We start from the raw sequence: 22,349 nt of genomic DNA, 5'->3' as shown, positions 1-22,349 counted from the left end.
CCCGGGCCGGGTCAGTAGGCGGCGCAGCGGCGGACCGCGAGCAGGGCCAGCGCGCGGGTGACGTCGCGCAGCTCGCTCAGCCGCACCTGCTCCCTGGGGGCGTGCGCGAACCGGACGTCGCCGGGGCCGTAGTGCAGGGTCGGGATGCCGCCCGCCGTGTAAAGGCGCAGGTCGCTCCCGTACGGCGCCGCCGTCTCGGCCGGCGTCGCGCCCGTCGTGGCGGCCACCGCGTCGCGCACCTGCGTGAGCAGCTCGTGCCCGGCCGGCAGCCGCCCGCTGGCGAACTGCCCGCCCGGCCAGGTGACGACCGGCGGGTTGGCCCGCAGCCAGGGGTCGGCCACGTCGGCGACCGCCTCCTCGAAGGCCGCCCGCGCCCGCGCCGGGTCCTCGTCCAGCCGCACCCCGAGCCGCCCCTCGGCGACCAGCAGGTCGGGCACGGTGCTGGCCCAGTCGCCGGCGCGGACCGTCCCGACCTCGATGGGGTACGGCAGCGCGTTCCCGGCGAACAGCTCGGGCACGTCGCGGTTGCGCTCGGCCTCCAGCCGCCTGATCGCGGCGAACACCGGCCAGAACGCCTCGATCGCGTTGACCCCCTCGTTCCTGGTGGCGCCGTGGGCGGCCCGCCCGGCGATCTCCAGCCGGAACGTCAGCGCGCCCGCGTTCGCGGTGATGATCGCGCCCGAGGTGGGCTCGCTGATCACCGCGGCCTCGGCGGTGTGTCCCCTGGCCAGGGTGGCGAACGCGCCCAGCCCGCCGTCCTCCTCGCTGATCACGCAGTGCACGGCCAGCGGCCTGGCCAGCCGGATCCCGGCGCGGTGCACGGCACGGGCCACCGCCAGGTTCGCGACCAGGCCGGCCTTCATGTCGCAGGCGCCCCTGCCGTGCAGCACGTCGCCGGTGATGCGGGCGGCGAACGGGTCGCTGCCCGCCCACTTGGCGAGGTCGCCGGTCGGCACCACGTCCACGTGGCCCTGGAGGGCGAGGGCGGGCGGGCCCTCGCCGCCGGAGGTGACGGCGACCACGCCGTACCCCTCGCTCCGCGGCGCCTCGGTGCCGGGGAAGCCGGGGCGGCTGGTCAGGTCGGGCAGGTCGAGCTTCCAGACGTCCACGTCCATGCCGGCCTCGGTGAGCAGGCGGGCGAAGCGGTGCTGCAGCTCGGACTCGGCGTCTGTGCCGGTCACGCTGGGGACCTTCACGGTCTCGGCCAGCAGGTTCACGGTCTCGGGCGCGTCGATGGCATCGAGGACCCGGGCTTCCACGTCGTGCATGGAGCACACCTTCTCACGGGTGCGCGAGGAACCGTCCTGGAGCCCGGCGCGTCCGCCTGCTCGTAAACTTGAGCCTGTGGTAGAGCCCAAGTTCGAGATTCAGATGCTGCACGACCGGGTGATGATCAGGTTGGAGCAGGAGGCCGAGGAGCGGCGCAGCGGCTCCGGGATCGTCATCCCCGCGACGGTCAAGATGGCCAACCGCCTGGCCTGGGGCGAGGTCTGCGGCGTCGGCACGAACGTGCGCTCGGTCAAGGTCGGCGACAAGGTGCTGTTCAACCCCGAGGACCAGTTCGAGGTCGAGGTGCACGCCCAGACCTATCTGGTGATGCGCGAGCGCGACCTGCACGCGGTGGCCACCCAGGAGACCGATCACGGCACCGGCCTCTACCTCTGACCCGGTCCTCCTACGACGTCTTCGCCCTCGTACGCGCGAAGGAGAGCCACAGGTCCGAGCCCCATGTCGCGGCGGGCACACCGGCCAGCACCCGCGTCACCCTGCCGCTGAGGTCGATGACCGCCAGGCGATAGGCGCGCCCGTGCGCGGTGACGGCGATGAGGTGGCTCTCGTCCCACCAGCCGAAGATCGCCTCCGGCCGGGCCGCCACCCGGCGGGCGATCGCGCCGGTGGCGGGGTCGACCAGGCAGAGCTGCTCCTTGAAGCGGGCCGGGCACCAGGTGGCCAGCCGCCGGCCCGACGGCGAGTACGCGTCCTCGGGGCCGGTGGGCAGGCCGGCGCCGGCGAGCGTGCGCAGCACCTTCCCGTCCGACGGCCGGTAGACGCGCAGCCCGGCGCCGTGCCTGGAGACCAGATCGCCGTCGGGGCTCCACCAGAAGCCGGCCTTGCGGCTGAGCCCGGCGATGCGGACCGTGCGGGCCCGCTTGGCGGCCACGTCGACGACCGTGAAGCCGAGCACCTGCCAGGCGCCGCGCACCTTCTGCTCGACGGTCAGCGCGACCCGCTTGGCGTCGCGCGACCAGGAGGCGTAGGAGGCCGTCATGGGTTTCTTGACGGTGCGGATGGTCGTGGTGCGTCCGGTGGCGCGGTCGGTGACCTGCAGCGCGTCGTAGCCGGATCGGTACGCCACCGGCACCCCCGCCGTCAGCGTGCCGCCCGGCGACACCGACACCTCCGACAGGCTCTTCTCCCAGGTGAAGGAGTTGCCGGTGGCCGATCGCAGGTAGGTGCGCTTGGTGCCGAGCCCGTAGGCCGACAGGCGGACGGGATCGCCCTTCCGTTCCTGGTACGTCATGCCGCCCGTGCCGGGCAGGGGCAGACCGGCGGCGGTCACCGCGGGAGCGGCGGGTGCGCATAAGGACAGGGCGGCGGCGAGGTGAGCGATCACGCCCCGCAGACTATGCAGCCGATCGCCGGACTTCCCGAGCGATGCCTATCGGGTCTGGACGAAGTTCAGGCCGATCTCGATGACGTCGACGCCGAGCGTGCGCAGCCCGGCGTAGACGATCGCCCCGGCGGCGGCCAGGGTGACGATGAGCACGAGGATGCGGACGGTCCAGCCCTGCCGCTTGTACCACTCCGTCCAGGCGTGCAGCGTGCGCTTGCCGAACTCCAGCAGCTTGCGCGCCCAGTGGAACTCCGTCGACAGCACCGCCAGCCCGGCGAACACGACCAGCCAGCCAGGCCCGGGGAACGGCACCATGATCAGGCCGCCCACCACCATGAGCGTCCCGATGATGCCGATCACGATCTTCAGTGTGAGCGCGCCGGTGCGGGTGGCCCTGATGCCGTCGAGCCGGCCCTGGATGCCCCTGCGGCGTGCGGGCATGCTGGAGCGCGCGGCGGCCTCGTCCTTGATCACGTCGGCTTCGCCGGTGTCGGAGTTCTGAATCTGCACATTTCCCCCCGGCAGTCGGTGTGCACCCCAGGATACGGCCCGGTCTGCGGGCTCACTTGCAGCCGACTAGCAAGCCAACAAACACCATTCTCCGTAAAATTTGCTGCTCAAGCAGGCTATAGCAGGCAAACATCGGTTAATGTCTGTTATGCCCGAGGTTCTGCTCCGTACCGTCACCGGCCCTGTACGCGCGGCCGCCATCGACGGCGTCGTACTCCCCCATGAGCATCTGCGCACCGACATGCGGTGGGCGGTCGGCATCGACTCCGACCCGCACCGGTGGCTCGACGAGGAGCAGACCGTCACCGCCGAACTCCGCGAACTCCGCCAGTCAGGACGGCTCGGGCTCGTCGTGGACCTCACCTGTCTCGGCATGGGACGCGACGCCGCCGCGCTCGCCCGCATCGCCGCGGGCAGCCGCGTCCCCGTGATCGCCGCCACCGGCCTGTACGCCGGCCCGTTCTGCCACGTCGGTGACGCCGACGTGGACACGCTCACCGCCCGCCTCATGGACGAGATCCTCAGCGGCGTGGACGGCACCGGCGTCTTTCCCGGCGTGATCGGCGAGGTCGGCTGCTGGGGCGCCGAGCCCACCGCCGCCGAGGAACGCTGCCTGGTCGCCGCCGCCCGCGCCTCCCTGCGTACCAGGCTGCCGGTCGCCACCCACGGCAGGAACGCGTTCGCGCTGCTGGAGATCCTGCTCGGCCAGAACCTGCCCGCCTCCCGCGTCGCCGTCGGCTACGCGGGCGGCGACCTCGGCACGGCCAGGAAGATCGCGGAGGCGGGGGCGTACGTCGGCCTCGGCTCCCTCGCCCTGGGCGCCGACGAGGCGGCCAGGCTCGCGCTCGGCCTCATCGAGGACGGCCACGCCGGCCGCCTCCTGCTCAGCACCGGCCTGAGCCGGGTCGCCCAGGTGCGCAGGTACGGCGGCCCCGGGTACGCCGACCTCTTCGAGGCGCTGCTGCCCCGCCTGCGCGAGGCCGGCGTGGGCGACGACGTCCTCCACACGATCACCCACGCCAACCCGCTGCGCTGGCTGACCGAGTCCTTGAGCGCCTCCTGAAGGTCCGCCCTTGACCTCAACCAATGTCAAGGTTGCAGACTGAGGCGCATGATCTTCACAGCCGCAGAACAGGACTATCTCACCGGCCAGCACCTCGGCCGGCTGGCCACGGTCGACCCCGACGGGCAGGTGCAGAACAACCCGGTCGGCTACTTCCTGGACGCCGGGACCGGCACGATCACCATCGGCGGGCACGCGATGGGCGCGTCGAAGAAGTTCGGCAACGTACGGCGGGGCAGCACGGTTTCGCTCGTGGTGGACGACCTGGCCTCCGTGGACCCGTGGGTGGTGCGCGGGATCGAGATCAGGGGCACCGCGCAGGCGCTGGCCGACGTGGATCCGCCGCTGCCGTTCTTCTCCCGCGAGGTCATCAGGATCACGCCGACTAAGATCATCTCCTGGGGTCTGGACGGCGCCCGGCAGAGCCGCACCCCCTGAAAACTCGCTAGGATCGGGGCTACGACAAGCCTGATCGGGTGGGGGATGGCGACCGAGGACTCCCGGCTGCGGCACACACGCGGCGACGGGCGGTGGCGTAGGCCGCTCGCCGCGCTGTCACGCCTGCGCAGGGCGGGCGACGTGCCGGTCGTGGTCATGCTGGCGTGGGCCGGGTGGCTCGCGGTGCCGTGGTCGTTCAGCGGCCTCGCCCAGGCCCGCGCCGCCTACGCCGCAGCCGCCGCCGACCCTTCCCACCACCAGCCGGCCCCCGGCTCCCCGGGGAAAGCGGCCGCCGGCAGCACGGCGTCCCGCTCCCCCGGCCGCTCGGAGAACGCGACCGACGGCGGCACGGCGTCCCGCTTCCCCTCGGGCTCCGTGCCTTCCGTCGCCGCCCTGACCCGCTCCGAGCACGCGTCCCTCGCCGATACCGACGCGCGAGAGGCGACCTGGGGAATCCCCGCCGCGCCCACAGCACCGGTCGGCACCATCCGCGCGCTCGACCCGCCCTCACCCACGGCCGACACCGCCGCACAGGTCGGCACCATCCGGGCACTCGACCGGCCCGCGGGCACGGCCGATGCCGCTGCGGTGAGCGCCACCCCGGCGCACACCGCCCTCTCCGGCACGGCCCCGTCGGACGCCGTCGCGGTGGAGCGGGCCAGGATCGCCGGGGTGGTGCACGACGTGGCCGGTCATGGGCTGGCGGCCATCGCGATGCAGGCGGGTGTCGCGCTCGTCACGCTCGACGACGACCCCGAGCAGGCGCGGGCCTCGCTGCTGGCGATCAAGGAGACGAGCACGACCGCGCTGGCACAGCTTCGGGCGGCGCTCGACGGCATCGACCCGCCGGGCGGCGACCTCGCCGGGCTCATCGACGGCGTACGCACGGCGGGCCTGCCCGTGGACCTCGATCCCCCGCGCCTGGCCGTGCCCGCCCACCTCCAGGACACCGTCTACCAGGTGGTCCGCGAGTCACTCACCAACGTGCTCCGCCACGCCGGCCCCACCCGCGCACTCATCCGCGCGAGCGAGAGCGCGGACGCGTTCGTGGTGGAGGTCTCCGACCGAGGCACCGGCCCCCGGACGGGGGATGTGGAAGGACGCGGCCTGTCCGGAATGCGCGCCCGCGTGTTCGAGGCAGGCGGCCACCTCACAACCGGCCCCCGAGAGGGCGGCGGCTTCCAGGTGCTGGCCCGCTTCCCCCAGACATCCACATGACCGCCACACCGAGGCCCTCGCGAGGGCGGCGGCTTCCGGATGGTGGCCCGCTTTGCGCAGGCGTCCGCACGACCGCCGCTTCGGGTGGAGCGTCCGCGCGACCTTCCCGCCGGGCGAAGCGCCCGCACCCTCACCCCGCCCCCATGGCCGCTGAGGTGTCCTCATGACCACCGCGCCGGACGAGGCGGCTGCGATGGTGCGGGTGGCGGTGGCTGATGATCAGGCTGTGGTGCGGATGGGGTTGCGGGCGTTGCTCGACCGTGCCGAGGGGCTGAGCTGGGCCGGGGAGGCGGCCGACGGGCGGGAGGCGCTGGCGTTGCTGCGGCGGGTCCGTCCCGACGTGCTGCTGCTCGACATCCGCATGCCCGGCATGGACGGCCTCGACACCCTGCGGGCCATCGCCGCCGACCCCGGCCTGCGCGGCACCAAGGTGGTCGTGGTGACGACGTTCGCCGTCGACGAGTACGTCTTCGCCGCACTCCAGGCCGGCGCCAGCGGTTTCGTGCTCAAGGACAGCGCCCCCGACGAGCTGGTCAACGCCGTACGCGTGGTCGCCGCCGGGGAGGCGCTGCTGTCGCCCGCCATCACCAGGAAGGTGATCGGCCTGTTCGGACGGCACGAGGGCGGCCCGGTGGAGGGGGTCGAGACGCTGACGCCGCGCGAGCGGGAGCTGGTGGCGTGGGTGGCGACGGGCCGGTCGAACGAGGAGATCGCCAAGGAGCTGACGATCAGCCCCGACACCGTACGCACCCATGTCAGCCGCGCCATGCTGAAGCTGCACGCGCGGGACAGGGCGCAGCTGGTGGTGTTCGCGATGCGCGCCGGCCTCGCCCTGCCCGCTTGACCCCGCGCCAGGGTCAGCGCAGGAAGCCCTCGTAGTTGCGCTGCTGGAGCTGCGACTCGATCTGCTTCACCGTGTCGAGCCCGACCCCCACCATGATGAGCACGCTCGTCCCGCCGAACGGGAAGTTCTGCTGCGTCCCAGGATCGCGCAGGATGGCGAACGCGATCAGCGGCAGCAGCGCCAGCACCGCCAGGTACGCGGCCCCGGGCGCGGTGAGCCGGGAGACGAGGAACCCGAGGTATTGGGCGGTCGGCCGCCCCGGCCGGATCCCGGGCACGAACCCCCCGAACTTCCGCAGGTTGTCCGCCACCTCGGCGGGATTGAAGGTGATCGACACGTAGAAGTAGGCGAAGGCGGCGATGAGCACCACGTACGCCGTCATGTAGAGCGGATGCGCCCCCGAGGTGAGGTTGATCTCGACCCAGGTCCGCGCCGCGTCCGGGAGCATCGGCGCGACCAGCGTCGGCAGGTACAGCAGGGACGAGGTGAAGATGACGGGCACGATGCCGGCCTGGTTCACCTTGAGCGGGATGTACGTGCTCGTCCCCCCGTACGACCGCCGCCCCACCACCCGCCGCGCGTACTGCACGGGCACCCGCCGCTGCGCCTGCTCGACGAAGACCACGGCGGTCACCAGGCACAGCCCGGCCGCGAGCATGACGGCGAAGCTCACCGGGCTGATGACGAAGATCCGCGACATGTACCCCGGGAAGACCGCCACGACCTGCGTGAACATCAGCAGCGACATCCCGTTCCCGATCCCCCGGTCGGTCATCAGCTCACCCATCCACATGACCGCGCAGGCGCCCGCCACCATGGTCAGCACGATCACGGTGACGCTGAGCAGCCCCGGGTCGCGCAGCAGCGGCCGGGCGCAGCCGGGCAGGAGCTGGCCTGCGCGGGCGAGCGTGACGACGGTGCCGGCGTTGAGCAGGGCGAGGCCGACGGTCAGGTAGCGGGTGTACTGGCTGATCTTGGCCTGGCCGTTCTGCCCTTCCTTCCTCAGCAGGTCGAGGCGGGGCACCACGACGGCCAGGAGCTGCATGATGATGCTGGCCGTGATGTACGGAATGACGCCGAGCGCGAACACCGACAGGTGCAGCATCGCGCCGCCGCTGAGCAGCTGCATCATGTCGAGGAGGCCGCCCTGCGCGGATCCGGCGCATTCGCGGACGGCCACGACGTCCACGCCGGGCGCGGGCAGCGTCTGCCCCAGCCGGAACAACCCGATGAGCGCGAGTGTGAACAGCAGTTTCCCGCGTAGCTCCGGCACGCGGAAGGCCCTGGTCAAGACGGTCAGCATGGGCAAGAAGTCTGACCGGGGGCGGGGCGGGCGTCGTCCGCCGAGACGAGGCACCGGCGTACGCGGATCCGCGTACGTTGATCGCATGACGACTGTGTGGGTGATCAGCGGGCCGCCCGGCGCGGGCAAGTCGACGGTGGCGGCGGAGCTGCTCGCGCGGCTCGACCCGGCGCCCGCGCTGCTGGACAAGGACACCGTCTACGGCGAGTTCGCGGGCGCGGTGCTGCGCGCCCACGGCCGTCCGGACGGCGAGCGCGAGGGCGCCTGGTACGACGAGCACGTCAAGCGGTACGAGTACGGCGGCCTGACCCGGGTGGCCCGGCAGATCAGGAGCCACGGCTGCCCGGTCGCGCTGGACGGCCCGTTCACCACGCAGGTGCACGACGCGGCCCGCTGGGAGCGGTGGGTGGCGGAGCTGGGCGGCCCGCCGGTGCGGCTGCTGTGGCTGCGCTCGGACGGGCCGACGCTGCGCGCGCGACTGGTGGCGCGGGGCCTGGCGCGCGACGCGGGCAAGCTCGCCGCCTTCGATGACTACCTGCGTGATATCCGGGTGGACGAGCCGCCGGTCGTCCCGCACCTGGAGATCGACAACCGTCCCGGCGCGGCGCCGATCGGCGAGCAGCTCACGGCGGCGGGCCTGGGTCACGCCATCCGGTAGTGGTCGTCCCGGACGTCCATGATCGCCATGTGGCCGGGCAGGTGGCCGATCGCGTACGGCACGCCGCTGGCCAGCACCGCCTGCTGCGGCGTCACCCCGCATGCCCAGAACAGCGGCACCTCGCCCGCCCGCACCTCCACCGGGTCGCCGTAGTCGGGCGCGGCGAGGTTCTCAACGCCGATGGCGGCCGGGTCGCCGGTGTGCACGGGCGCGCCGTGCACGCTCGGGTAGCGGCCGCTCACCTCGACGGCGGTCGCCACCAGCTCTTCCGGCACCGGCCGCATCGACACCACCAGCGGCCCCGCCAGGCTGCCGGTGGACTCGCAGGGGATCGAGGTGACGTACATCGGCACGTTCGTCCCCGCCTCCAGGTGCCGCACCGGCACACCGGCGGCCAGCAGCGCGCGCTCGAAGGTGAAGCTGCATCCGATGAGGAACGGCACCAGGTCCGCCCGCCACTGCGCCACCACGTCGTCCAGGTCGGCCACCGCCCGCCCGTCGCGGTAGAGGCGGTAGCCGGGCAGGTCCGTACGCAGGTCGCCGGAGAACAGCTCGGTCGACCACACCCCCGGCTCGCCCACGTCGAGCACCGGGCACGCCTGCGGGTTGCGATGGGCGAACAGCAGCAGCTCGTAACGCAGCTCGCTGGGCACGGCGATGAGGTTGGCCTGCGTCCAGCCCCGGCACCAGCCGGCGGTCGGCACCCGCTCGCCGGTGCGGAAGCGCTCCCGCGCCTGCGCGGGGCTCAGGTCGGCGACGTCCACCTCTCGACACTATGAGCCCTGAGTGCGGCGGTCCACCATTTGACATCCCGACCCTCGTCAACATACGTTGACCTTGTGAGCGTCAACGTGGGTTGACGATGGTTCTAGGGGGTTGCGTGAACGCGTTGTCCGTCGCCGTGGCGGCGAACCTGCCCGTGCTCCTGTGGGGCGCGCCGGGCACCGGGAAGACGTCGGCCGTGCTGGCGCTCGGCGAGCGGCTCGGGCTGCCGGTCGAGGTCGTGGTCGGCTCGATCAGGGAGCCGAGCGACTTCGCCGGGCTGCCCGTGCTGCGGGACGGGCGCACCTGGTTCGCGCCGCCCCGGTGGGCCGAGCGGCTCGCGGAGTCGGGCACCGGCATCCTGTTCCTCGACGAGCTGACCACCGCACCGCCCGCCGTCCAGGCCGCGATGCTGCGGGTCGTGCTCGAACGGGCCGTCGGTGACCTGACGCTGCCGGCCTCCGTGCGCGTCGTCGCCGCCGCCAACCCGCCCGAGCAGGCCGCCGACGGGTGGGACCTGTCGGCGCCGCTGGCCAACCGGCTGATCCACCTCGACTGGACGGTCAGCGCCGCCTCGGTCGCCGACGGGTTCACCGCCGGTTTCCCACCGCCGTCCCTGGACGGGCTCGATCCGGACGCCGTCCGTCCCGCCGACGTGTCACGTTCGCGGGCGCTCGTGGGGGCTTTCCTGCGGGTACGGCCAGAGCTGGTGCTCTCCGTCCCCGACGGGCCCGCCCGCGCCTGGCCCAGCCCCCGTACGTGGGAGCTGGCCGCCACCGCCCTCGCCTACACGGGGTCGTCCGAGGCCGTACGGGCCGAGCTGGTGGTCGGCGCGGTCGGGGAGGCGGCCGGATTCGAGCTGCTGTCCTGGCTGCGCGACCTCGACCTGCCCGACCCCGAGACCCTGCTCAGCGACCCCACCGCGCCGCTGCCGGACCGCGTGGACCGGGTGCACGCCGTGCTCGGCTCGGTGGTCGCGCACGTCGCCGCCGACGGGAGCGCGGACACGTGGCAGCGCGCCTGGACGCTGATCGCCCGCGTGGCCCGCCACACCCCGGACGTGGCCGCCACCGCCGCCCGCTCCTTGGCCGCCCGCCGCCCCAGGGGCGCCGTCCTGCCGGGCACGGTCCTGCACCTCACCCCGATCCTCCGCTCCGCCGGGCTGCTGCCATGACCCCGCTCCTCGCTGCTGCGACTCCGCGAACGCTCACCCGGACCGCTGCCCTGACCGGCCGCGAACGCTCCACCGGAGGACGGCCGTGACCGGGCGCGAACGCTCCACCGGAGGACGGCCGTGACCGGGCGCGAGCGGGAGGCCGGTGAGCGGTTCGCGGCGGCGCGGTTGTGGGCGGCGGCACGGGCGCCGTACCTGGCCTCGGCGCTCTTCGCCCTCCAGCCGCTCGTCCACGACACCGCACCGCACCGCCCCTCGGCCGACGAGCACGGGAACGTGCACCTCGACCCCGCCACCACCCTGCCCGTCCCCGAACTCGGCTGGTGGCTGCTCCACCACGTCGGCCATTTCCTGCGCGACCACCACACCCGCGCCCGCCCGTACGAGGAGACGGCCCTGCGCTGGGCCCAGGCCGCCGACGCCGAGATCAACGACGACCTGGCCCGCCTGGACGCCGTCCCCTCCGACGCCATCACCCCGGACACCCTGGGCCTGCCCGACGGCCTGCTCGCCGAGCGCTACGCCGAGCTGCTCGACCTCATCGACGTCCCGCCCGGCCTGGCTCCCTGCGCGCCGCCGCCGTTCACCGGCCCCGAGTCGATGACGGCCCTGGAGCGCGAGCTGCTGGCCAGAGCCGTCGCCGCCGAGATCGACGCCAGGGGCACGGCTCCTGGCGGCTGGCGGCGCTGGTCCGAGGCGGTGCTGCGTCCCGAGGTGGACTGGCGGGCGCGGCTGGCCCGCCTGGTCAGGAGGGGCCTCGCGCAGGCGTCCGGCCGGGTCGACTACAGCCACAGCCGCCCGTCCAGGCGCGCCTCCGCGGCGCCGTCGATCGTGCTGCCCGCCCTGGTACGCCCGCTCCCCCGGGTCTCGGTGCTGGTCGACACGTCGGGCAGCGTGACCCGTACGGCGCTGGAACGGGCCCTCACCGAGCTGGACGGCGTCCTCCGCGCGACCGGCCACCAGTGGGTCGACGTGACGTGCTGCGACACGCAGGCGTACCCGGCGCAGCGGGTCAGGTCGGCGGCCCAGGTCGAGCTGGCCGGCGGTGGCGGCACGGATCTGCGCCCCGGCTTCGAGGCCGCGGCCCCGGGCGCGGATCTGCTGGTCGTCCTCACCGACGGCAACACCCCGTGGCCCGGCCGCCGGCCACGCCCCCAGGTCGTGGTCTGCCTGTTCGGCACCGGCCCCGAGCCACCGCCGTGGGCGCACACCGTACGCGTGGCAGAAGGAGGTGCCGCATGACCGGCACACCCCGCGACCCGTCGCAGGACGGTTCAGCGGAGCGGTCCTTTCCGCAGGGCGAGCCGGGGCCGCCGCAGGCCGCCGGCCCCGGACGGGAGGAGACGGACTGGACGCAGGGTGCGCTGCGGCGATGGCGGGCGGCCGGGTTCGGGCGGGAGGAGGCCGCGGCCTGGCGGGAAGCGGGGGTGACCGACCCCGGCGACGCCCGCCTGTGGGCCACCGCCGCCGCCACGCCCGCGACCGTCACCGCCTGGCAGCGCGCCGGGATGACGCCGGCCGACGCCGTACGCTGGCACGAGCTGGGCGTCGCCCCGCACGACGCGGCCCGCAGGCACCTCGCCGGCGAACGCCCGCGCCGCCTCCGCTGGCCGGCCCGCCTGGCCACGCCCGAGCCCGAGCTGCCCGACCCGGCCGTCACGGAGGCGCTGCGCCGGCTGCTGCGCGCGGGCGTGCCGGCGGCGGTTGCCCGCGCGTACGCCGACGCGGGCTGGGACGGCGACGAGGCCCTGGAGTGGGCGCGGCGGCGGGTGGATCAGGGGGACGCGCGGCTGTTCCGGGCACTCGGCTTCACTGCCGCTGAGGCCGCCGCGCTCGGCTGTCCCGCCCTGGAGGTCATGGCGGCCTGGTGGGGCGCGGTGCCTTTGGCGGAGGTGGCCGCCTGGTGCGCGGCCGGGCTCATGCCGGAGGAGGCATCCGCCCAGCGGGCCGCGGGCGTCACGGCGGAGCAAGCGGGCGTGCTCAGGGCTCTGGCGTCATTCGGCACGGAAGGGGCGCTGCCGCCGCCCGGCACATGAGGGGCCCTGCCGCCGCCCGGCACATGAGGGGCCCTGCCATCGCCCGCACATGAGGAGCCCTGCCATCGCCCGGCACCAACCTGCCTTGAACCAGGGCGCCGCCACCGCTTGAAGCCCGCCGCTGCCGTCTGGGGCATCCAGCCGAGCCCCGTCAGTACTCGACCTCGAACGTGTGCGGCCCCAGCCCGTACGCGTCGCCGAGCGGCACCACGTACCCATGCTCGATCAGCGTAGAGAGGCTCTCCCGCACCTCCTCCTCGCCCAGCCCGCACGCGCGCGTCAGCCCGTCGAGCCGGGCGGCGCCGGCCGTGACGGCCTGGGCGGCGACGGCCTCGTAGACGTGGAAGTCCACGTCCGACAGGGCCTGCACATCGTGGCCTTCAGTCATGACCGCTGCCTCGCTCCCTCCCTCAGCCTGGCGGGGTCGACCTCGCGGTCGGGGAAGCGGCGCAGGTATTCGGCCTCCAGCTCGCTGGTGCGGGAGGTGTGGTGGGCGAGGGCGTCGTCCGATCCGTGGAAGAACGTGTCGCTTCTGGTGGCGTGCAGCTGGCGCAGCTCGCGTACGACGTCTTCGTCGCTGAGCTGGGCGGGGTCTATTCCCATGGTCGTCATGCGCTCCCCCTACCCCAGGAACCCTCGACCAATATCTGTCACAATTCCTGACATAGAGGCATTGTCTGTAAGAGACCGCCGCTTTACCTTCCCGTTATGGACCTCGAGCTACGGCACCTCAGGATCGTCCGCGCGGTCGCGGACGCGGGAAGTGTGAGCAAAGCCGCGTCCCTGCTCGGGCTGGCACAACCGGCCTTGACCGCGCAGCTCAAGCGCATCGAAAGGGTGCTCGGCGGCGCCCTCTTCGAGCGCGACCGCCACGGCGCCAGGCCCACCCGCCTCGGCGAACTCGTGCTCGCCCGCGCGCGTGTGCTTCTCCCCGCAGCCAAAGAACTGCAGGACGAAGCCGTACGTTTCGCCCAGGCCCCCTCCCCCGGTTTCCGCATCGGCGCCACCAACGGGCCGATACTGGGCGGGCTGGTCGACCGGCTCGCCGCCGAGCGGAAGGTCAGCACGTACACGTCGTGGTCGACGTACGAGCTGAACAGCATGGTCGAGCTCGGCCGCCTCGACTACGTGCTCACCGGCGCCTGCGGCGACTCCGGCACCCCCACCGGCACGCTCGTCTGGGAGACCATCAGTCTCGACCCCGTCTTCTGCCTGGTCTCCGTCGATCACCCGGTCGCGCGGGAGAAGGAGGTGCAGCTGGCCGACCTCGCCGACGAACAGTGGGCGGTCACGCCGGGCGACGGCTGCTTCGCCGACTGCTTCGCGATGGCGTGCGCGCGGGCCGGGTTCACGCCGGGAACGATCTACGAGACCGACGTGCCGACCTGCACCCACCTCGCCCAGGTCGGCCGGGCCGTCGTCCTGTGCCAGGCCACCCACCAGCCCGCCCAGGGGCTGGTCATGGTGCCGCTGGCCGGCGCGCCGCTGCGCTGGCGGCAACTCCTCGGCCGCCACCCCACCGCCCCCGAAGCCGCCTGGGTGATCTCGCAGGCCAAACAGGCCCATCTGGACGCCGTACGCCGCAGCCCGGTCTACTCGGACTGGCTGGTCCGCAACCCCGGCTACGGCACCGCCCCCTAACCCCGCCCACGTCAGGGAGCCGCGCCCCCTGACCACTCAGAACTCCCAGCCCTCCAGAACTGCCAGCAGAGCCCGCACAAGATCCGGTCCCGCACTGACCGGCCCCTGTCGCCCCTCACCCACTCGCCCCCTCCCGGCCAGCCCGCCCGGCAGTACGCCGACGGAGAATATGATCGTTCCGCACTCCACCAACCCCCGCAGACGTGGAATGATGTCGGGGGAACCCGTTCTCCCCGCCTGGCCCGGCACCACGACCGGATCCGATGCTCTAGCCTTGGTTAGCGCCTAGGCCACGGCAAGATCCTTCCGGTCGCCGCGCCAGACACGACACAACTTCATCCAGGGGCGGTAGCTCAGCCGGTCAGAGCATCGGACTCATAATCCGTGGGTCGTGGGTTCAAGTCCCACCCGCCCTACTCTCCAAAACCGCGTCCGATCTGGGGCTTCGCGATTCTCGCTGGTCTCTCGCCTCCGAAAGACGAGGCCCCCAGCTCCCACTGCGGGCCCCATTCGGACTCCTGGATGCTCAGACGCGAGCAGGCAAAGTGGTCACGCGCGCGTGACCGGCGTCTGGCACGGCACTGCTGAGCGTGGCGGTGGACTCGGCGGCCGCGCGAGCCACCTCCTGGTAGACGCTGGTGTGGGTGTCGCGGGTGGACGTGGAGGAGACGTGCCCGAGCGTCTTTTGCACGATCTTCAGGTCGACCCCGGCGGCCGACATCAGGCAAGCAGCGCCGTGCCGGAGGTCGTGCAGCCGCACCGGAGGCAGACCCGCCTCGTAAGACAGCAGGTCGGACTGATCGCTGAGGTGCTGTGGATGCAGAGGGCGGCCGATCTCGTCGGTGAAGACGAATCCGCCGGCCTGCGATACCTTCCCTGCGGCCAACGCTCGGCGGTCTGCGTCTGACGACGGCCGCGCATCGCGGGCCGAGATGTCCGCCCTCCTCCCGGCGACCTTCCCGGCCGACCGGCTCGCCCTCGTCGGCCTGCACGAGTGGGTCGAAGACGCCTACCAGCACCTCGCAGCCAAGCGGCCGCTGTCGAGCGTCGCTCGACAACCCGGCGATTCTGCACAAGTCGGCTGGGCGGAGCTCACTCGCCAGGCCTTGGTGCCACGGCGGGCGATGAGGAGTCGCCCCGGCAGGAGCAAGAGGATCGGGCAAAGCGAACTTCTGGACGCCTGTCGGATCAGGCCTGATCGTGCTCTGCCGGCCGAGGAACCGGTTGACCGTCGATCAGCCCGTGCCGGAACAGGCTCTCCGCGGTGTCGACGATCGTGGTGACCACGTTGCGTGGCCGCCAGCCGAGCAGCTTGCGGGCCTTGTCGGTGCGCAGGACGGGGATCTTGCCCAGTTGGCTGAGAGCCTCCCGAAGGGCAGGATTCGTCCGCGCGCCTTCGCGCAGTTGCTCCGCGGTCAGCTCCCGGACGGGTACCCGCGCGGCGCGCTCGCCCAGGTGCTCGACGAGGATGTTCGCCATCCCCAGGAAACTGATCGCCTCACCACTGCTGACGAGGAAGCGCTCCCCCGCCGCCTCCGGGCAGGTCATCGCCCGCACATGGACGTCGGCCACGTCACGGACGTCCGCCACGCCGAAGTACTGCGGCGGCACGACCGCTAGTGCTCCCTCGAGCATCGCCTTGACGAAGGCCACGGACACGGCCAGGTGGTCGTTGAGGACCGGGCCGAAGATGCCGGTGGGCGCGATCACTGTCAAGTCCAGGTCACCGCCCTGGGCCTGCACGAAGTTCCATGCTGCCCGCTCGGCGACGGTCTTGGACGTGATGTACGGGGTGAGGTCGTCGTCGGGGTCGGTCCAGTCGTTCTCGTCGTACTCGTCGCCCGGCTTGCGGGTGTACCCGATGGCGGCGAAGGACGACGTCATCACCACCCGCTCGACACCCTGGTCCCGTGCCGCCCGCAGGACGCGCAGCGTGCCGTCGCGAGCGGGGACGATCACCTCGTCCTCGTGCCGCGGCTGAGCCGCTGGGAAGGGCGAGGCCACGTGGAGGACGTAGGTGCAGTTCCGCGCCGCCTCGTGCCAGCCCTCGTCGGCGTTCAGATCGGCCTGGACGACTTCCAGTCGTTCCCCCGGATCGGGACCGGCACCGGCCGCTGTCGCACGGATCTGGCCGGCCCGTTCCGGCGACCGCACCGTCGTGCGCACCCGGTAGCCGGCCCGCAGCAAGGAGCTGATCACCTGCGACCCCAGGTAACCGTTACCTCCGGTTACCAGAACCAGTTCTCCGTCCCCTGACCGTTGGGCCTGCTGAAGGCCCGTACTGTGTGACATATTGTTTCTTTCCTCATCGAAGCTCAGCGATGGTGCTGGTGATGTCCTGCACCACCTGGCGTTCCCAGGCTGTGTCGCCGTCCTGGCGGGCGGCCCACAAGTCGGCCTTGAGCTGCAGATAGCGCAGCCGAACCCGCATCTGCTCGATTTCCTGCGCCACCCGCTCGGCGTTCCTCAGGAACAGATCCCGCATCTCGGCCGCGTTGCCCTCGGCACCGTCCAGGTACCGGAGGTAGGCGCGCATGTCCTGCACGCTCATCCCGGCCGCTCGCAGGCAGCTCAACGCCTCGATCGTCTCCACGGCTCTGCTGTCGTAGCGCCGGTGGCCGCTGCTCTCGTCTCGGGGCACCGGGCCGATCAGGCCGATCTTCTCGTAGTAACGCAGCGTCGGTTCCGACAGGCCACTCACCCGGGAGACGTCCTGAATCGACACCGCGGAGACGGTTGCGTTCTTCCCCGTCGTTGCCATGTCCACAGCCTGCATCACCTCAAGCGCTTCAAGTCAAACGCTCGGTCCGGCGCGTCGGCGGGACCTGTGGGGCGCCGGCACGCTGTACGCGTCGCCACGTAACACCATTGCCCGATTCGTCGGCGGATCGGCCATCGGCTCCGGAATGCTCGCCGTGGTGATTGTTTCTCTTTCCGCCCTGTCATGGTTGTTGCCGCTCGATCAGGGCACGCGGAATGTCGCGCGCTGTTCGCCGGCAGCGGCTGGGGTGGCGCGAAGGTGCTCTGGTTCGCCGCGCCCGGCCTGCGTGACCCTGTTGTCATCAAGGGACGGCGACTGGACGGCGACCGTCCCGTCGCGTTCGGCGGCACGCAGGGAGAGCCGCTCAGGAACGAGATCGTCATCTCGCCGGAGCCGCTGGCCGAGGACTGGCGCGATCGTCCCAGCTACCTCCGGTTGAAGGCTCCCGTTACGCGTTCCAGGTCGGCATGCCGGACAGTTCCACCCTCCTCATCTTCAAGGCCGTCGGCGCCACCGTGTCCTGAACCCCGCCGTCCAGGACGACAGGTCGTCCAGAGGGATGCGCGCGCCTGTCCTTCGTGCCGTGAAACTTTCAGGCTGTTTCCGGGTGAACGATGCGACGCCTGCCAGCAGCAGGGGCATGGGTCGCCGCCTGCCCGGGACAGAGGAGGGAGCCACGCCTTGACGGCACCCGCCCGCCTCGTATTTGCTCCGTCCGCACCACCACCCATCGGCGGAAGGCAGGCGCGAGAGTCATTGTTAGCGGTAACACGATGATCCGTCACGCCTTTCACCTGCCACCAGGTCGGCACGGACGAGAGGACTGATCAACCCCATGTTGACGCTATCCGAGGCCCCGGCACCGCCCCTCTCGGCGGCGCCACAGGCAGGTGAGTGATGTTACGGGGTCAATCCATCTTCGCCGCTGTCACGGTCGCGGCGCTTCTCGTGATGACCACCGGTGGTACGGCGCTGAGCAGCAGCGAAACCACGTCACGCGCGGCGAGCGCCGCCGCGGCGACGCCAGGCTGCGGCAAGACTCCAACACTCAGAAGCGGCACGCACTCGATCCAGAGCGGTGGCCGGACTCGCTCCTTCATCTTGAGGATCCCCGACAACTACAACAACACCAACCCCTACCGGTTGATCTTCGGGTTCCACTGGCTGGGCGGCACCGCCAACGACGTCGACTCGGGCGGGTCCAGCGGATTCACCTGGTCCTACTACGGGCTCAGGCAGCTGGCGAACAACACCGCGATCTTCGTCGCCCCCCAGGGCCTGAACAACGGCTGGGCCAATTCCGGCGGCGAAGACCTGACCTTCGTCGACGACATGATCAGGCTGATCGAAGCGGATTTGTGTGTCGACACCACGCAGCGGTTCGCCGGAGGTTTCAGCTACGGCGGCGGCATGAGCTACGCCCTGGCCTGCGCCCGGGCGACGGTCTTCCGCGCGGTCGCCGTCTACGCCGGCGCCCAGCTCAGCGGATGCAGCGGCGGCACCCAGCCCATCGCCTACATCGGGCTGCACGGCCTCAGGGACAACGTGCTCAACATCTCGCTGGGCCGGTCCCTGCGCGACAGGTTCGTCAGGAACAACGGTTGCACTTCCCAGAACCCTCCCGAGCCGGCACAGGGCAGCCTGAGCCACATCGTCACCGCCTACTCGGGATGCCGATCCGGGTACCCGGTCGTATGGGCGGCGTTCGACGGGGGTCATACCCCCGGCCCAGTGGACGGGTCCACCGCCGACGACGGCGCACGGACCTGGACCAAGGCAGTGGTGTGGAACTTCTTCAACCAGTTCCAGAGCACGAACGACACCACTCCGCCCACCGCCCCCGCCGGGCTGGCGGCCTCCGGGACCACCGCCGGCGGCACCAACCTGTCCTGGACCGCTTCCACCGACGACGTCGGGGTGAGCGGCTATGACGTCCTGCGCGCGCCCGGGGCAAGCGGCGGCACCTTCGCCCAGGTCGGCACCTCGGCCACGACCTCGTTCAGCGACACGGGCCTGACCCCGAGCACCACCTACCGTTACCAGGTCCGCGCGCGGGACGCCGCCGGCAACCTCTCGCCGGTGTCCGACACGGTCCAGGTCACCACCACCAGCGGCGGCACCACCGGTGCCTGCACGGCCACGCCAACCGTGCAGACCCAGTGGGGTTCCGGCTATGTGATCCAGCCGCTGACGATCACCAACACCAGTACCTCGACGATCACCGGTTGGACGGTCACCTTCACGCTCCCGGCCGGGCATGCGCTGACCGGCTCGTGGAACGCCACCGTCACCACCAGCGGGCAGACCGTCACGGCCAAGAGCATGAGCTTCAACGGCACGCTGGCCCCCGGAGCAAGCACCACCAGCCTCGGCTTCCAGGCCGGCCGTCCCGACGGCAACACGGCCCTGCCATCCGGATACACCTGCACCAGCCCCTGAACGATGTGCGGGCCCGCCCACACCGGCACCCGCCGGTATGGGCGGGCCCAGGGCGGCTCCCATCAAGGCGGAGCCGGGAAGGTGGCGAACTCGTCGTCACGCGAAAGGCCCCGTCACTGTCTCTGCTCCGGGGTCAGGACGTGTCGGGTCCGGTCCCCGAGCCAGGCCGCTTCGAGGATCGCGGTCAGGCTGGCGGTGTCGGTCGGGCCTGGATGGTTCTGGATCAAGCGGGTGACACCGCCGGCCATCTCCGCGAAGCGCGGCAGGTCGGCGCGTGCCACGCCGATGTCCGCCAAGGTAGGGGGGATGCCGATGTCGGCAAGGAGCCCGTCGAGCCAGGTGAGGAACGTCTCCGCGGCCTCCGCCTCCGAGGCGTCGGTCACGTCCAGCCCGCACACCCCGGCGAGGATGGCCAGCCGGTCACCGATGGCATCCCTGGCCGCGTCCAGCGCGTAGGGCAGCAGCAGCCCGACGCCCAGGCCGTGCGGCGTGTGGGTGGCCGCGCCGATGGGGTACTGGAGTGCGTGCGGAGCCGCGTTGCCCGCGTGGGCGAAGGCCAGCCCGGCCAGCATGGACCCGTAGGACATGTCCGCGCGCGCCTCCTTGTCGCCTCCGTCCCTGACGACATGGGGCAGGCTGCGGGCGATCCGCTCCGCGGCCAGGAGCGCGTAGTGATCGGTGATCGGGTTGCGGCCGAGGAAGACCTGCTCCACCGGGTCGCGCGGTCCGTGGGGCCGGGGTCGCGCGGTGTAGCTCTCCACGGCGTGACAGAACGCGTCGATGCCGGAGTGGGCGGTGACGGTCGCGGGGCAGGTGTAGGTCAGTTCGGGGTCGACGATGGCGAAGTCGGGCACGATGTGGACGCTGGAGACCCCGACCTTCAGCTCGCGGTCCGGGTCGGTCAGCACCGAGACGGGTGTGAGCTCGGAGCCGGTGCCTGACGTCGTCGGGATCGCGACGAGAGGAGTCGTCGGCCCCGGCACCTTCGACTCGCCGTAGAAGTCGCGCGGCGTCCCGCCGTGGCACCGGATGACACCGACGATCTTGGCGAGGTCGATCACCGTGCCACCCCCGATGGCGAGGATCACGTCGGCGTCCACCTCCGCGGCGGCCGAGACGGCCAGGGCGACATCGGCGAGTGGCACGTCCGGAGTGGCGTCGGCGAACATCCCGACGACCTCGACCTTCTCCCGTACGGCGGCCACGATCCCGGCCACGCCCGGCTGCTCCAGAAGGACCCGGTCGGTCACGATGAGGACGCGCGAGCCGCACTCGGCCACCACGCGTGGAATGTTCTGCGCGACCCCTTCGCCCACTATCAGCTGGCGTGGTCCGCGGACGGTCTCAAGCATGTCAGTGCCTCTCTGGAACGTCGGCGGTGCGGATCCGTGCCGGTCACGGTAGGTCGATCGCCGCGTAGGTGATGTCGAGGTACTCGAGGATGCCCTCGTGCGACCCCTCCTTGCCGATCCCGGACTGCTTCACGCCTCCGAACGGAGCCGACGGGTCCGAGATCAGGCCACGGTTGATGCCGAGCATCCCCGTCTCCAGTCCCTCGGCGAACCGGATCGCCCGCTGGAGGTCACGGGTGAAGACGTACCCGGCCAGGCCGTGCTCGGTGTCGTTGGCCTTCGCCAGCACCTCGTCGTCGGACGTGAACGAGATGATCGGCGCCACCGGGCCGAAGATCTCCGTCTCCAGCATCCGCGCGTCTCCGGGCACGTCGACGAGGACCGTGGGCGGGTAGAAGTAGCCCGGCCCGTCCGGACGCTCGCCTCCCACCAGGACACGGGCGCCGCGATCGACCGCGTCGGCGACGAGCTCGTCGAGCTTGGTGACCGACGCCTCGTCGATCAACGCCCCGACGTCCACGCCGTCGTCGAGACCATGGCCCATCGAGAGCGCGCCCATCCGCTCGGCGAAGCGCGCCGTGAACTCCTCGCGCACCGGCTCCTCGACGTAGATCCGGTTGGCCGCGATGCAGGATTCGCCGATGTTGCGCATCTTGGCCACCATGGAACCGTCGAGCGCGACGTCCAGGTCCGCGTCGGCACACACGATCAAGGCCGCGTTGCCGCCCAGCTCCATGGAGGTGCGCAGCACGTTGTCCGCCGCCTGCCGGAGCAGCACGCGCCCGACCTCGGTCGACCCGGTGAACGAGAGCTTGCGGGTCCGGCGGTCGGCCAGCAGTGCTGAGACCACCTCACCGGCACGCGTGGTGGTCACGACGTTGACGACACCCGGGGGGACGCCGACCTCCTCCATGATGCGGGCTAGGAGCAGCATGGTGAGTGGCGTCTGGGCGGCCGGCTTGGTGATCGTCGTGCAGCCCGCCGCCAGCGCGGGAGCGATCTTGCGGGCGCCCATGGCCAGCGGAAAGTTCCAGGGCGTCACGAAGACGCACGGCCCGACCGGCTTCGGCACGGTGAGGATGCGATATCCACCGGCGGGAGCGGTGTTGTAGCGCCCCTCGACTCGCACCGCCTCCTCGGCGAACCAACGGAAGAACTCGGCGCCGTAGGCCACCTCTCCGCGAGCCTCGGCGAGCGGCTTGCCCATCTCGAGCGTTATCAGCCGGGCGACCTCCTCGGTTCGCTCGGTCAGCGCCCGGTAGGTCGCGGTCAGCAACTCCGACCGTTTTCGCGGCGGGGTCGCCGCCCACTCGGCCATCGCCTTGCTCGCCACGTCCAGAGCGGCGAGCCCGTCGACGACGCCGGCGTCCGCCACCTCGGCGATGGTCTTGCCGGTGGCCGGGTCCTCGACGGCGAAGGTGGCTCCGCCGGCGGCGTCGCGCCAGGCGTCGCCGATCCGGAGCCGCCGGTGCTCGGGGGCCAGGACGTTCATCGGATCACTCATTGCGTCGCCTCCTGTGATGTTCCTGCTGCTGT

The 22,349-nt window shown here is 71.9% G+C and carries 24 protein-coding genes and 1 tRNA gene; 12 read left to right on the top strand and 13 right to left on the bottom strand.

Features of this window, described 5'->3' with window-relative positions:
* Positions 1-11: 11 nt before the first annotated feature.
* On the bottom strand, positions 12-1,268 hold the full coding sequence (locus AB0K12_RS13085) for an ArgE/DapE family deacylase (protein ID WP_364559347.1): 1,257 nt from the start codon (positions 1,266-1,268) through the stop codon (positions 12-14).
* 76 nt (positions 1,269-1,344) lie between these two features.
* Here AB0K12_RS13085 and AB0K12_RS13080 point away from each other — a divergent pair, with 76 nt between their 5' ends.
* Positions 1,345-1,665, top strand: a complete 321-nt coding sequence (locus tag AB0K12_RS13080) for a co-chaperone GroES (RefSeq protein ID WP_345400594.1) — start codon at positions 1,345-1,347, stop codon at positions 1,663-1,665.
* Positions 1,666-1,675: 10 nt separating this feature from the next.
* Here the strand turns inward: AB0K12_RS13080 and AB0K12_RS13075 are convergent, their stop codons facing one another.
* Together AB0K12_RS13075 and AB0K12_RS13070 are read right to left on the bottom strand one after the other, a co-directional pair.
* The gene (locus tag AB0K12_RS13075) at positions 1,676-2,614 is read right to left on the bottom strand and encodes a hypothetical protein (protein ID WP_364559344.1); all 939 of its coding nucleotides are present in this window, start codon (positions 2,612-2,614) and stop codon (positions 1,676-1,678) included.
* Between the two features lie 45 nt (positions 2,615-2,659).
* Entirely contained in the window at positions 2,660-3,124 is a 465-nt protein-coding gene (locus tag AB0K12_RS13070; RefSeq protein ID WP_364559342.1) for a TIGR02611 family protein, read from the bottom strand.
* Positions 3,125-3,272: 148 nt separating this feature from the next.
* Between AB0K12_RS13070 and AB0K12_RS13065 the strand changes: the two genes are divergently transcribed.
* The 4 genes from AB0K12_RS13065 (at position 3,273) to AB0K12_RS13050 (ending at position 6,687) form a co-directional block, all read left to right on the top strand.
* Positions 3,273-4,187, top strand: coding sequence for an aryldialkylphosphatase (locus tag AB0K12_RS13065; RefSeq protein ID WP_364559339.1), 915 nt, complete (start codon positions 3,273-3,275; stop codon positions 4,185-4,187).
* A 48-nt stretch (positions 4,188-4,235) separates the two neighbouring features.
* Positions 4,236-4,625, top strand: a complete 390-nt coding sequence (locus AB0K12_RS13060; RefSeq protein WP_364559336.1) for a PPOX class F420-dependent oxidoreductase — start codon at positions 4,236-4,238, stop codon at positions 4,623-4,625.
* A 45-nt stretch (positions 4,626-4,670) separates the two neighbouring features.
* A complete protein-coding gene (locus AB0K12_RS13055; RefSeq protein ID WP_364559333.1) occupies positions 4,671-5,843 on the top strand; it encodes a histidine kinase in 1,173 nt (390 codons plus the stop codon).
* Positions 5,844-6,036: 193 nt separating this feature from the next.
* Positions 6,037-6,687 carry a response regulator transcription factor gene (locus AB0K12_RS13050; RefSeq protein WP_364559829.1) on the top strand — a complete coding sequence of 217 codons (651 nt, stop codon included), beginning with the start codon at positions 6,037-6,039 and terminating at the stop codon, positions 6,685-6,687.
* 13 nt (positions 6,688-6,700) lie between these two features.
* Here AB0K12_RS13050 and secY read toward each other — a convergent pair whose 3' ends face one another.
* Positions 6,701-7,990 (bottom strand): preprotein translocase subunit SecY, encoded by a 1,290-nt coding sequence (gene secY / locus AB0K12_RS13045; RefSeq protein ID WP_364559331.1) that lies wholly within the window; start codon positions 7,988-7,990, stop codon positions 6,701-6,703.
* A gap of 85 nt (positions 7,991-8,075) precedes the next feature.
* On the opposite strand from secY, the gene AB0K12_RS13040 reads away from it, so the two are divergent.
* Positions 8,076-8,648, top strand: a complete 573-nt coding sequence (locus AB0K12_RS13040; RefSeq protein WP_364559328.1) for an AAA family ATPase — start codon at positions 8,076-8,078, stop codon at positions 8,646-8,648.
* Here AB0K12_RS13040 and AB0K12_RS13035 read toward each other — a convergent pair.
* Positions 8,633-9,412 (bottom strand): putative hydro-lyase, encoded by a 780-nt coding sequence (locus tag AB0K12_RS13035; RefSeq protein WP_364559325.1) that lies wholly within the window; start codon positions 9,410-9,412, stop codon positions 8,633-8,635. The genes AB0K12_RS13040 and AB0K12_RS13035 overlap by 16 nt on opposite strands.
* 116 nt (positions 9,413-9,528) lie before the next feature.
* On the opposite strand from AB0K12_RS13035, the gene AB0K12_RS13030 reads away from it, so the two are divergent.
* From AB0K12_RS13030 to AB0K12_RS13020, 3 genes are all read left to right on the top strand, one after another.
* Positions 9,529-10,584, top strand: a complete 1,056-nt coding sequence (locus tag AB0K12_RS13030; protein ID WP_364559322.1) for a MoxR family ATPase — start codon at positions 9,529-9,531, stop codon at positions 10,582-10,584.
* Between the two features lie 120 nt (positions 10,585-10,704).
* Positions 10,705-11,826, top strand: a complete 1,122-nt coding sequence (locus AB0K12_RS13025; protein WP_364559319.1) for a VWA-like domain-containing protein — start codon at positions 10,705-10,707, stop codon at positions 11,824-11,826.
* The gene (locus AB0K12_RS13020) at positions 11,823-12,620 is read left to right on the top strand and encodes a hypothetical protein (RefSeq protein ID WP_364559317.1); all 798 of its coding nucleotides are present in this window, start codon (positions 11,823-11,825) and stop codon (positions 12,618-12,620) included. Before AB0K12_RS13025 ends, AB0K12_RS13020 begins: the two co-directional genes overlap by 4 nt.
* Positions 12,621-12,771: 151 nt before the next feature.
* On the opposite strand, the gene AB0K12_RS13015 is transcribed toward AB0K12_RS13020, so the two are convergent.
* The gene (locus AB0K12_RS13015; RefSeq protein ID WP_364559315.1) at positions 12,772-13,008 is read right to left on the bottom strand and encodes a hypothetical protein; all 237 of its coding nucleotides are present in this window, start codon (positions 13,006-13,008) and stop codon (positions 12,772-12,774) included.
* A complete protein-coding gene (locus AB0K12_RS13010; protein WP_345400556.1) occupies positions 13,005-13,232 on the bottom strand; it encodes a DUF6158 family protein in 228 nt (75 codons plus the stop codon). Before AB0K12_RS13010 ends, AB0K12_RS13015 begins: the two co-directional genes overlap by 4 nt.
* Before the next feature lie 96 nt (positions 13,233-13,328).
* On the opposite strand from AB0K12_RS13010, the gene AB0K12_RS13005 reads away from it, so the two are divergent.
* Both AB0K12_RS13005 and AB0K12_RS13000 read left to right on the top strand, forming a co-directional pair.
* Positions 13,329-14,261 (top strand): LysR family transcriptional regulator, encoded by a 933-nt coding sequence (locus AB0K12_RS13005; protein WP_364559311.1) that lies wholly within the window; start codon positions 13,329-13,331, stop codon positions 14,259-14,261.
* A 342-nt stretch (positions 14,262-14,603) separates the two neighbouring features.
* Positions 14,604-14,677, top strand: a tRNA-Ile gene (locus tag AB0K12_RS13000).
* A 110-nt stretch (positions 14,678-14,787) separates the two neighbouring features.
* Here the strand turns inward: AB0K12_RS13000 and AB0K12_RS12995 are convergent.
* The 4 genes from AB0K12_RS12995 to AB0K12_RS12980 all read right to left on the bottom strand — a co-directional run bounded on the left by AB0K12_RS12995 (position 14,788) and on the right by AB0K12_RS12980 (position 18,122).
* Positions 14,788-15,147: a tyrosine-type recombinase/integrase gene (locus AB0K12_RS12995; RefSeq protein ID WP_364559308.1), complete on the bottom strand. Its 360-nt coding sequence runs from the start codon at positions 15,145-15,147 to the stop codon at positions 14,788-14,790.
* Positions 15,148-15,449: 302 nt separating this feature from the next.
* Positions 15,450-16,553 (bottom strand): aldehyde reductase, encoded by a 1,104-nt coding sequence (locus tag AB0K12_RS12990; RefSeq protein WP_364559306.1) that lies wholly within the window; start codon positions 16,551-16,553, stop codon positions 15,450-15,452.
* A 13-nt stretch (positions 16,554-16,566) separates the two neighbouring features.
* Positions 16,567-17,022, bottom strand: a complete 456-nt coding sequence (locus AB0K12_RS12985; protein ID WP_364559303.1) for a MerR family transcriptional regulator — start codon at positions 17,020-17,022, stop codon at positions 16,567-16,569.
* A gap of 908 nt (positions 17,023-17,930) precedes the next feature.
* The gene (locus AB0K12_RS12980; RefSeq protein WP_364559300.1) at positions 17,931-18,122 is read right to left on the bottom strand and encodes a hypothetical protein; all 192 of its coding nucleotides are present in this window, start codon (positions 18,120-18,122) and stop codon (positions 17,931-17,933) included.
* A gap of 1 nt (position 18,123) precedes the next feature.
* Between AB0K12_RS12980 and AB0K12_RS12975 the strand changes: the two genes are divergently transcribed.
* Positions 18,124-19,461 (top strand): cellulose binding domain-containing protein, encoded by a 1,338-nt coding sequence (locus AB0K12_RS12975; protein WP_364559298.1) that lies wholly within the window; start codon positions 18,124-18,126, stop codon positions 19,459-19,461.
* 113 nt (positions 19,462-19,574) lie between these two features.
* On the opposite strand, the gene AB0K12_RS12970 is transcribed toward AB0K12_RS12975, so the two are convergent.
* Positions 19,575-20,813 (bottom strand): iron-containing alcohol dehydrogenase, encoded by a 1,239-nt coding sequence (locus AB0K12_RS12970; RefSeq protein ID WP_364559295.1) that lies wholly within the window; start codon positions 20,811-20,813, stop codon positions 19,575-19,577.
* A gap of 43 nt (positions 20,814-20,856) precedes the next feature.
* Entirely contained in the window at positions 20,857-22,317 is a 1,461-nt protein-coding gene (locus AB0K12_RS12965) for an NAD-dependent succinate-semialdehyde dehydrogenase (RefSeq protein ID WP_364559292.1), read from the bottom strand.
* Positions 22,318-22,349 lie beyond the last annotated feature (32 nt).

The sequence above is a fragment of the Nonomuraea sp. NPDC049419 genome (assembly GCF_040676995.1).
GTDB lineage: Bacteria > Actinomycetota > Actinomycetes > Streptosporangiales > Streptosporangiaceae > Nonomuraea > Nonomuraea salmonea.
Note: the sequence above shows the minus strand (reverse complement) of the source record. Positions and strands in the feature narration are given on the sequence as shown.